Source organism: Sunxiuqinia sp. (assembly GCF_055140945.1).
On the sequence record NZ_JBSQYS010000014.1, the window covers coordinates 99,617 to 110,188 of the forward strand.

Consider the following 10,572-nt stretch of genomic DNA (forward strand, 5'->3'; position numbering starts at 1 on the left):
GATATTTGTATCGAAAATTCTTCAAATAACTTGCTTTTTCAAATTGTAGCTATTTGAGGGAGCGCAAGTTATTGATATTCTTGTGCTTCTTTCTTTTGATACCATACGGCTAATAAGAACAACTCCCTCCATAATAACTATTAATTACATCAAATCATTAACATTCCCCCAAACGTTAAATATGATTTAATTAAGTCTTTTCTCCATGAAACGCTCAATTTGATATTGATGAAATTTCAATAGATGTTAAAAAACATTAACGAGTACAAAAATAGAAAAATAGAAATACGAGAGAAATTTTTAAAATATTAGCAGTTAAACTATTATGACAAAAGTCATGATTTAGTGTTTGTTGTATTTCTCAGGAATATTTAATAATCTATATATGTCTTTTTTTTACAGGTTGTTATGTGCAATTTGTGTTTGTTAAATGAGCTTTATTTAGAATGATTATAAATAGACATTGTTTTGTTAATTTGTTTTCAATTTACGGGGGAGCCGTTATCTGTGGGGGTGTTCTTTAAAAATAGCTTGAGTTTTGGCCATGGTCTTGTATTTTTGATGGGTGTTAGCTTCTAATTGTGAGCAATTGTAGAGTGGGCTCCGTTTGTGGTGGGGTGTTTGTTTCTTTTTTACATATTTATGAAGTGGGGTGGGGCGTATGTCTTCCATGTTGTGTAGTGATTGGCTGGATTGATAAATCAAGAGGAGATTAGAGCTAGCGTGGGCGCTGCTAAAAACTAAAGACTGTGTTGGATGAATGGTCTTCGGTGTTAAAAATGTCACGTTTTGTATATTCATAGTTGATCAGTCATGAGTGACTTTCTGTAAAGTGTTTTCATTTTGCGTTTCAAAAGTCCTTTTGAGGAGCCTGTCATTTGTTGTTTCATTGTTCTGTGGTGGAGACTAAAACTGATTGCTAATTTGAGAGTTATTACTTATATTGCGACAAACATAAAATCCATGTCTGAAAAAATTGAGATCCAGTTAGAATATCCGATGAATTGCTCTCCTAAAGTGCTGTATAACCGACTGAGCACTGCATCAGGGCTAGCCGAATGGTTTGCTGATGACGTACAGGTAAGAGGTAAAATTTATACTTTTATATGGGAAGGGTCGGAGCAACAAGCTGAAAAAACACTGCAAAAAGAAGATAAACTTGTTCGGTATAACTGGGTTGATGAAGAAGAAGGGTATTTTGAGTTTAAGATCACGAAAGATGATTTAACCGGAGATGTTTCTTTAATTGTGATTGATACCACAGATGAAGAAGAAGAAACATCGGAATTATGGAATTCGCAAATTGCTGACCTAAAACACATCCTTGGTTGTTAAGGGTTTTTTAACTTTCAATTTCTTCAAAATAACTTAGCTTTGTATTCGTTTCCAACGATACATTATGAAGCGACTACACATATTTGTTTTAAAAACTTTCTTGGGGCCATTTCTAATGACCTTTTTCATTTGTGTCTTTGTACTGCTAATGCAATTTCTATGGAAGTACATTGATGACATGGTTGGCAAAGGTTTAGAATGGAACATTGTCGCAGAATTGATGCTGTATGCTTCCTTTGCGCTTGTCCCGATGGCTTTTCCCCTTGCCATGCTGCTGGCATCGATTATGACATTCGGTAATTTGGGTGAGAATTATGAGCTGGTTGCGATTAAAGCATCCGGAATTTCATTATTTCGAATCATGAAACCATTAATAGGTGTTGCGATTGCACTGACGGTATTCGCCTTCTATTTTTCCAACAATATTCTGCCAAAAACAAATCTGAAATTTGGAGCTTTATTGGTTAGCGTGAAAAAACAAAAGCCGGAAATGGTGATATCTGAAGGTGTTTTTACAAATGAAATTGACGGCTACAGCATAAAAGTTGATCGGAAGAGCAAAAATAACAATATGCTTTATGGTTTAATGATTTATGATCACAAAGAAAATAAAGGAAATGTGAAAGTAACGGTGGCCGACTCCGGTTTTATGAAGATTTCAGAAGATAAAAAATACATGACCATGACCATGTTTAATGGTCAGTCGGCAACTGACGTAGAGCCAAATAGAAGAGGGAAAAACAGAACCTTCCCTTTTCGAAGAGAACGATTTGGAAAGGAAGTTGTAACGATTCCTCTGGAAGGTTTTGATTTTGAGCGCACTGACGAAAGTCGAGTGCGAAGTCATTATAAAATGATGAACCTTGATCAATTGAACTTCATTGAAGACTCCATGTATCAGTCGTATAAAAAACGAGTCAGGCGGTTTGCAATATCAATGCGATACCCCAGAGCTTTAAATGACCGGGTGCTTGCCTTAACCGAAACCCAGGATTCAATCCAGCATCCTCATCGATTTGTACAGGATACCATTGTTGCTTTTGACACAATTTATCAGGCTCTTGCTCCACAGGTTCAAAATGAATTGATAACCATGGCCATTGGGCAGGCTCGCACCAACCATCAGACCATTAATCAAAACCTGAACGAACTATATAATCAAAAGAAATCGATCAATAAGCTGACCATGGAGAAACATAAAAAGTTCACCTGGTCCTTTGCCTGCTTTATATTCTTTTTTATTGGAGCACCACTTGGAGCCATTATTCGTAAAGGCGGATTAGGAATGCCTGTGGTTGTATCCATTTTAATGTTTATTACCTATTACATGGTTTCGATTACGGGAGAGAAATTTGCGCGGGAAGACATGTGGAACATGACCAATGGCATGTGGTTTTCAACCTACTTGTTTTTACCCTTAGGCATATTTTTAACCTATAAATCAGCTAACGACTCCGGCTTACTCAACATTGAAGTATATCAGTATCAGCTTAAACGCTTATTTAGCTTTTTGTTTAAGCGAAAAAGCAAACCGGAAACCACTTCATAATATGAGAATTCTTCAGTTGTGTAATAAAGTTCCATGGCCCCCGAAAGACGGGGGTGCAATAGCTATGTTAACCATATGCAAAGGCTTTTCATTACTTGGGCACGAGGTTGATGTACTGGCCATGAACACGCATAAACATCATATTTCAATTCAGGATATACCGGAAAGTCTTAAAGAAAAAGTCAACTTCCATCTGGTTGAAGTCCCGGCCAAAATAACGATGGGTGGATTGATCGGCAATTTGCTTTTTTCGCAGCTTCCGTATAATGCACGACGTTTTCTGGACGAGAGTTTCGCTAATCAGCTAATTAAGACGCTGCGAAACAATGAATATGATGTTATACAGCTTGAAGGGCTATACCTTTGTCCTTACATCTCATTAATTAAAGAACACTCGAGTGCGTTAATCGCCTACCGGGCTCACAATGTAGAGCATGAGATCTGGGAGCGAACCGCGGCAGTAACGCCGGGAATCAAGCGAATTTATCTTCAACTACTCGCTAAACGCATTAAGATATTTGAGATTGGACACCTAAACGATTATGATGTTTTAATTCCAATCACCGATCGCGATGGAGACATTCTGGATCAATTGGGGAATACAAAACCGAAACATACCACACAGGCGGGCATCGACTTAGCCACGCTTGTTCCCAGAGCCGGGAAATTAGAATATCCGTCGGTATTCCATATTGGAGCGCTCGACTGGGCTCCGAACCAGGAAGGACTGCTTTGGTTCCTGGAAAACGTCTGGATGAAAGTACATCAGAAATGTCCGGAGCTTAAATTTTACGTGGCCGGACGAAATGCACCGGACTGGCTTGAGTCGAAGCTGAAATATAAGAATGTAGAGTATCTTGGTGAAATTGAAGATGCCTATTCGTTCATGAATTCAAAAGCAATCATGGTGGTTCCATTGCTGTCCGGAAGTGGTATGCGCGTGAAGATCATCGAAGGGTTGGCGCTCGGGAAAGCGATTATTTCTACGGCAATTGGAGCAGAAGGTATTGCGGTAGAAAATAACAAGCATTTTATTTTAGCTGACGATGCTAATTCCTTTATCGAGGGAATTGTTAAATTGATCAATGATCGGTCGAAATACGATCAACTTTGTAAAAATGCCGTAGATTTTACGAACGAACATTTTGACAATATGGCGTTTGCCGAATCCTTAATCGATTTTTATAAGCAGCAAATCAATGCTTGAGATCTTATTCCTGATATCCTTAATCGTGGTTTTATACACCTACGTGGGGTATGCAGCAATCATATGGATATTGGTAATAATTAAGCGCTTGTTTGTTGCGAAACCGCAAGGACTCAATCTTGATACGGCTAATCTTCCTGAAGTATGTTTGTTTGTAACGGCTTACAATGAAATTGAAGTTGCCCGGCAAAAAGTAGAGAACTCATTCAAGCTGAATTACCCCAAAGATAAAATCCAGTATTTATGGATGACTGACGGATCGACTGACGGAACACCAGAATTTCTGCGACAGTTCCCGGAACTTCAGGTCGAACACACGCCCGAGCGGCTCGGGAAGATTCATGCCATGAACCGAGGGTTAGCTTTTGTTAAAACTCCACTGGTGATGTTTTCCGATAGTAATACCATTCTGGGGGAACAATCAATCATGGAGATTGTCCGTCAGTTTCAAAACCCATCAGTTGGTTGTGTTGCCGGCGAAAAGCGAATCTTGGAAAAGGACGAGGACTCTGCAGCTGCTTCCGGGGAAGGATTTTATTGGAAACTGGAATCGTTTATAAAAAGAATGGATGCTGAGTTTAGTTCAGCAGTTGGCGCTGCCGGTGAACTTTTTGCCATTCGCACCGATTTATTTAAGCCGGTTGAGCCGGATACTATTCTTGATGACTTTATCATTTCGCTGCGTATTGCCGAGAGTGGATATCGGGTTGCATATACGCCAAATGCTTATGCTGTAGAGTCAGCGTCGGCAAGTGTAAAAGAAGAACTGAAGCGCAAAATACGAATTGCCGCAGGAGGCCTGCAAACCATTTTCCGGTTGCCACAGCTGCTCAACCCTTTCCGAAACGGCTGGCTTAGTTTTCAGTATATCTCGCATAAAATACTTCGATGGACGATTGCTCCTTTTGCACTGTTTGCCATCTTTCTTATCAATCTCTTAATTTTACTGAAAAACAACACGTTTGATATCGATAATTTCTATGCGGTGTTTCTGTATTTTCAGCTTATTCTGTACGTTGTTGCCGCAATTGGCTGGCAGTCAGAAAACAAGCAGATTCGTTTCAAGTTTTTCTTTATTCCGTACTATTTCGTTGCCATGAATTACGCCTCCATAAAAGGAATTGTTCGCTACTTTAAAGGCAAACAATCTGTTGTTTGGGAGAAATCCAAGCGGGCAAAGGTGTAAATTGTCATTTTAAAATCGATATTTTTCCGTAGTTTTGCACCTGCATTTTGCAAACCAAATATCACAATGGACGAGTTCAAATTAAATACTGTACCCGAGGCAATTGACGCCATTAGAAAAGGGGATCTGATTATTGTTGTAGACGACGAAGATCGTGAGAATGAAGGTGATTTTATTGCCGCGGCTGAATTAATGACGCCTGAAAAGGTAAACTTTATGGCAACGCATGGGCGAGGGCTCATTTGTGTACCGTTAACTGAAAGTCGCTGTGAGGAGCTTAATCTCGAGCTGATGGTTGGTAAAAATACCTCGTCACACCAAACACCGTTTACCGTCTCTGTCGATTTGACGGGGCATGGCTGCACGACAGGAATTTCTGCCAGCGACCGGGCAAAAACAATTTTGGCACTAACTGATGATGATATCGATCCGGAAGAGCTGGGGCGTCCCGGGCATATTTTTCCATTGAAAGCAAAAGACCGCGGTGTATTGCGCCGTGCCGGACACACTGAAGCAGCAATCGACCTGGCTCGTTTGGCAGGACTTAAGTCTGCCGGTGTATTGGTCGAAATTATGAACGAAGATGGCACCATGGCCAGACTTCCGGAATTGATGGAGGTCGCTGATAAGTTTGACCTGAAAATTATATCCATCAAAGATTTGATAGCCTACCTGCTGAAATTTGAAAGTTTGGTTGATCAAGGCGAAGAAGTTCAAATGCCAACTAAATACGGCGATTTCAGAATTATTCCTTTTCGTCAGAAATCAAACGGAGCAGAACACGTTGCCCTGATTAAAGGTAGCTGGGAAGAAAAAGAGGAAATTCTGGTTCGCATGCATTCATCGTGCATGACCGGAGATATTTTTGGTTCGATGCGTTGCGAGTGCGGAGAACAGCTGCACAAGTCTATGGAAATGATTGAAGAGGCTGGCAAAGGCGTGATTGTTTACATGATGCAGGAAGGTCGTGGAATTGGCTTGATGAATAAAATAGCAGCCTACAAACTACAAGACGAGGGCATGGACACCATCGATGCCAACATCCACCTGGGATTTCAGGCTGACGAGCGTGACTATGGAGTTGGCGCTCAAATACTGCGAAAAGTTGGTGTTTGCAAAATGAAATTGCTGACCAACAATCCGGTAAAGCGTGTTGGCATTGAGGGATACGGGCTGGAAGTTACCGAGACGATCCCGGTTGAAGTGGAACCAAACAAATACAACCAGCAATACCTGAAGACCAAACGCGACCGCATGGGGCATTTCCTTCAGAAATTCAAATATGATTAGCACTCGTTATGGGGATGTTTGATCATTTATTTCCCGATAGTTACGATAACTCAGTAGAAGGAGAAGATTACTACCTTTCCAAAGAAGGTTACTGGGTAATGACCGAAAGTTATTTGGTAAAGCGAGGTTATTGTTGTTCCAATGGCTGTAAGCATTGCCCCTACGATCCGAAAGCTAAAAAAGGAAATCGGAAATTACGACCCGATGTGGCCAGAAAATACCAGACTCCCTGATTTGCCTTGGTTATCCATTTGTATTTTGGAATTTCTTTCTCGATAAATGTATCTTTGCACAAAAGCAGATATCATGACCGGAAAAGATTTACGCATTGTTTTTATGGGAACGCCTGATTTTGCAGTGGCGAGTTTGAAGGCTTTAGTTGAAAATGGCTATCAAATTGTTGGTGTGATTACTCCGCCGGATAAACCTGCCGGCAGAGGTCGCAAACTCCACGAGTCCGCGGTAAAACAATACGCTGTTGAAAAAGGACTGCACATTATGCAGCCTCCAAAATTGAAAAATCCGGAATTTATTGAAGAACTCAAAAGCCTGAATGCGGACTTACAGGTTGTGGTTGCTTTTCGAATGTTACCCGAAGTGGTTTGGGATATGCCAGGATTAGGAACATTCAATCTTCACGGATCGCTTTTGCCTCAGTACCGTGGAGCGGCTCCATTAAATTGGGCTGTAATGAATGGCGACACAGAAACCGGCGTAACGACCTTCCTGCTATCGCACGAGATTGACACCGGAGCAATCCTGTTCAACGAAAAAACACCCATCGGCACCAATGATACGGTTGGAGATATTCACGACCGACTGATGGATATTGGAGCAGGCTTAGTGTTGAAAACGGTTGATGCTTTAGCTGAAGGCAACTACTCAGCGATGGAGCAAGATGACATTCAAGTAGATGAATTAAAGCCGGCTCCTAAAATTTTTAAAGATGATTGCCGTATTGAGTGGAATAAACCGGCTGAAGAAATTCGCAACCAAATTCGAGGTTTATCGCCCTACCCGGCAGCCTGGACCGAACTGGAAGACGAATCGGGCAAAAGCTATTCAATGAAAATCTACTTTGCCGATTTTGATGAGGCTACCGATGTTAAGCCCGGAACAATTGATTCGGATGATAAAACCTATCTGAAAATTGCTGCAGGCGATAAATGGCTAATTGTTACCGACCTTCAACTAAGTGGTAAGAAACGCATGAAAACGGAAGATTTCCTCCGAGGATTTCACAATGCTTCATCACTCAAAACAACCTGATAGCGGGGCTTCAACGACAGTCATCATGTTGCTTGAGCTGCTCCGTTTCGCATTCTCTCAGACGCATGGATTTATTCTAATTAATTCGTTATTAAAAGTTTAACGGCTCGTGACTTTTCTGTGATACTTAAGCCAGACCTTAGTGATAGATTAATTTAAAAAATTTATTGCTATGAAAGTTTTCAGATTAACATTGAGTTTGGCATTGGTCGGATTGTTATTCACCCAATGTCTTAAAAAAGATTTTCCACATGGTGGCGATCATCTTCCTGCGAAAATGTACACAGTAACAGTTGAAAATGTTTCTACCAATTACATGTTCTTCGAGTCGGGTGTTTCAAGTATTCCGGAGGGAGCCAGTGTGGCAGGTCCCGCACACCCGGGAGAGTCGTTCAAATTTTCGTTCCATGCAGGTCCAAATCATAAATTGTCTTTTGCAACCATGTATGGTTTTTCGAACGACGGATTTTATGCCCCCGATGGAATGGGAATTGACCTTTATAACAGTGGTAGCCCCGTAACCGGAGATATTACCTCGCAAGTAATGTTGTGGGACGCAGGAACGCAAATGAACCAGATGCCTGGCATGGCAAACATGCATGATGGTGCTGATGAAAATGGGGTCGTTCAGTTAATGTCGGCTGTGGGCGATGGCTATGATTACGGCATGGTTAGCACAAATCTGAAGGTGACGCTGGATTATGATGGCAACAGTATGTTTACGGTAACCATCGACAATCTAGCTACAACAACAACGGGTATTTCACCAGTCGCCTGGGTGGTGCACTCAGCAGAGAACCCGCTCTTTGAAGCCGGAATGGCTGATTACGACAAAGGGCTTGAAGACCTTGCTGAAACAGGAAATGCATCTGTTTTAGGTGATTACCTTTCGATGAATAGCGGCTACGTTTCGCCAATTGCGCCTGTATTATGGGTTATTCATGACAAAGACGACAGACCTGTATTTACCGAAAATGACCCCGATTATGGATGGGGCCTGGAGCTGCTTGCTGAAACGGGAGATCCTTCAGAATTAAACACATCGTTGATGGATAATGGTTATACTTCGGGTGTTTACAATATGCCTGATATTGCCGGTGGTGCAGGGCCAATATTCCCCGGTGATAAGTATACATTCACCATTGAGGCAAAGCCCAATAAATACCTGAGTATAGCCAGTATGTTGGGAAATTCGAATGACGAGTTTTTTGCTTTTGGCGACGATGGGTTCAAACTAACCGTTGGCAATGCGGTAAAAGACATTACCAGCGAAGTAATGATTTGGGATGCCGGAACCGAACCAAACGAGTATCCCGGCGCGAAAACCTCGAACGAAGATGTTGAAGGAGGGACGGTGCGCATGCTTGATGATGGATTCCCCTGGCCCGAAGCGTCACAGGTAATTAAAGTAACTATACAGAAAAATTAGTGGCGAAGTAAAGAGTGATCAGGGGATGAATCCTCAGGAACCCTTCAGCTCATCATCAGCTGAAGGGTTTTTTCGTACTAAAATTGAATTGTTGATTTTACGACTCCGCTTTTTTGTGCCTAAATGTACTTGAAAACACTGATGCAAGTACGGCGAAACATTCGGAATTCCGTTTATTAACAGGAGAATGAGGACTGATCGTTAGCCTAATAGTCGCCAAATGACTGCTTGTTTCGGAGACTCTGACCAGCACCCAAAAAGAACACTATAATTTAAGATAGATTTGTAGTTTATTTGGTCGAAAGGTTGTAATTTGTATTCTACACCAGTAAAATTAGCGTAGTTATGAAATTCGAAGCAGATAACATCTACCATATTTTCAATCGGTCAAACGAACCCGTCTTTAAGTCCAGAACAAACTATCTTTTTTTCAAAGAAAGACTGCGAGCATACGTACATCCGTGTTGTAACATTTTGGCATGGTGTTTAGTGCCAAATCATTTTCATCTTTTGGTGCAGGTAAAACCCGAAGGATTGTCGCTGAGAGTCAATAAAAAAGGTAAGTTGCAGCAGCAGCTGGAGGTTAATTTACGATTAATGACCAGTTCGTACACCCGAGCCTATAATAAGGAAAATCGACAAACCGGCCGCTATTTTTCACAACCCACGAAAGCGAAAATATTAAATCACGAACGCATAGCGTCCCTCGACGATTTTGCAAATGTTGATTACATCACCACTTGCTTTTTATACATCCATCAAATCCCGGTAATTCATAATCTGGTCAGTCATCCTTCTAAATGGGAGATGTCTTCGTTTAATTCCTACATCCACGGCACCGACGATGGCTTAGTGGATAAAGATATCGCGTTTCAGTACATTAGTCTTGAGCCCGAGGCGGTCGACGTTCAGTCAACAAGTTACCTCGATGAGTCGATTTTGGATAATTTGTACTAGCCATTTATCAATTTCCTTGCTCTTTCGAAACCTGTAAGCTCAGGCTGATGTTCGTTTCGAAGCAAGTCAGCTGGTTTATGATCGCGCAGCTTCCCACGCCGGGTAATGGCCCAAAAAACAAGGAAGAACAAACGAACTGATCCTTCATTGAAAACCTTTCCGGGCATACGCACTCAACGGGACAGTCCCTTTTCTCCTGAACCGATCGCTGCTATGTCTACTCAAAACGGATGCTAAACGATGTTTTTCTGACCACTTTCCGCCTGGTTCGGTCTACTTTTCATTTGGTTTGAGTTGAAACTAGTTTTTTCTTGACTAAAAACATGTTTTCCCCCTACGTTTACTCTATA

The 10,572-nt window shown here is 41.4% G+C and carries 9 protein-coding genes; all 9 read left to right on the forward strand.

Going from position 1 to position 10,572, the window contains the following annotated elements; all coding sequences use genetic code 11:
* Nucleotides 1-963: 963 nt before the first annotated feature.
* The 9 genes from ACTB00_RS08855 (at nt 964) to ACTB00_RS08895 (ending at nt 10,222) form a co-directional block, all read left to right on the forward strand.
* Nucleotides 964-1,335 (forward strand): START-like domain-containing protein, encoded by a 372-nt coding sequence (locus tag ACTB00_RS08855; RefSeq protein WP_463299552.1) that lies wholly within the window; start codon nt 964-966, stop codon nt 1,333-1,335.
* A 64-nt stretch (nt 1,336-1,399) separates the two neighbouring features.
* Nucleotides 1,400-2,884, forward strand: a complete 1,485-nt coding sequence (locus ACTB00_RS08860; protein WP_463299553.1) for an LptF/LptG family permease — start codon at nt 1,400-1,402, stop codon at nt 2,882-2,884.
* 1 nt (nt 2,885) lies between these two features.
* Nucleotides 2,886-4,091, forward strand: coding sequence for a glycosyltransferase family 4 protein (locus tag ACTB00_RS08865; protein WP_463299554.1), 1,206 nt, complete (start codon nt 2,886-2,888; stop codon nt 4,089-4,091).
* Nucleotides 4,084-5,277 (forward strand): glycosyltransferase family 2 protein, encoded by a 1,194-nt coding sequence (locus ACTB00_RS08870; protein WP_463299555.1) that lies wholly within the window; start codon nt 4,084-4,086, stop codon nt 5,275-5,277. Before ACTB00_RS08865 ends, ACTB00_RS08870 begins: the two co-directional genes overlap by 8 nt.
* 66 nt (nt 5,278-5,343) lie before the next feature.
* Nucleotides 5,344-6,567: a bifunctional 3,4-dihydroxy-2-butanone-4-phosphate synthase/GTP cyclohydrolase II gene (locus ACTB00_RS08875; protein WP_463299556.1), complete on the forward strand. Its 1,224-nt coding sequence runs from the start codon at nt 5,344-5,346 to the stop codon at nt 6,565-6,567.
* A 14-nt stretch (nt 6,568-6,581) separates the two neighbouring features.
* On the forward strand, nt 6,582-6,800 hold the full coding sequence (locus ACTB00_RS08880) for a DUF5522 domain-containing protein (protein WP_463299557.1): 219 nt from the start codon (nt 6,582-6,584) through the stop codon (nt 6,798-6,800).
* 73 nt (nt 6,801-6,873) lie between these two features.
* On the forward strand, nt 6,874-7,836 hold the full coding sequence (gene fmt, locus ACTB00_RS08885) for a methionyl-tRNA formyltransferase (RefSeq protein ID WP_463299558.1): 963 nt from the start codon (nt 6,874-6,876) through the stop codon (nt 7,834-7,836).
* Nucleotides 7,837-8,008: 172 nt separating this feature from the next.
* Nucleotides 8,009-9,265: a spondin domain-containing protein gene (locus tag ACTB00_RS08890; protein WP_463299559.1), complete on the forward strand. Its 1,257-nt coding sequence runs from the start codon at nt 8,009-8,011 to the stop codon at nt 9,263-9,265.
* A 345-nt stretch (nt 9,266-9,610) separates the two neighbouring features.
* A complete protein-coding gene (locus tag ACTB00_RS08895) occupies nt 9,611-10,222 on the forward strand; it encodes a transposase (protein WP_463299560.1) in 612 nt (203 codons plus the stop codon).
* Nucleotides 10,223-10,572 lie beyond the last annotated feature (350 nt).

Bases quoted from the DNA above. Each gene is read 5' to 3' on its own strand.
- ACTB00_RS08855 (WP_463299552.1), top strand. From the start codon at position 964: ATGTCTGAAAAAATTGAGATCCAGTTAGAATATCCGATGAATTGCTCT.
- ACTB00_RS08860 (WP_463299553.1), top strand. From the start codon at position 1,400: ATGAAGCGACTACACATATTTGTTTTAAAAACTTTCTTGGGGCCATTT.
- ACTB00_RS08865 (WP_463299554.1), top strand. From the start codon at position 2,886: ATGAGAATTCTTCAGTTGTGTAATAAAGTTCCATGGCCCCCGAAAGAC.
- ACTB00_RS08870 (WP_463299555.1), top strand. From the start codon at position 4,084: ATGCTTGAGATCTTATTCCTGATATCCTTAATCGTGGTTTTATACACC.
- ACTB00_RS08875 (WP_463299556.1), top strand. From the start codon at position 5,344: ATGGACGAGTTCAAATTAAATACTGTACCCGAGGCAATTGACGCCATT.
- ACTB00_RS08880 (WP_463299557.1), top strand. From the start codon at position 6,582: ATGTTTGATCATTTATTTCCCGATAGTTACGATAACTCAGTAGAAGGA.
- fmt (WP_463299558.1), top strand. From the start codon at position 6,874: ATGACCGGAAAAGATTTACGCATTGTTTTTATGGGAACGCCTGATTTT.
- ACTB00_RS08890 (WP_463299559.1), top strand. From the start codon at position 8,009: ATGAAAGTTTTCAGATTAACATTGAGTTTGGCATTGGTCGGATTGTTA.
- ACTB00_RS08895 (WP_463299560.1), top strand. From the start codon at position 9,611: ATGAAATTCGAAGCAGATAACATCTACCATATTTTCAATCGGTCAAAC.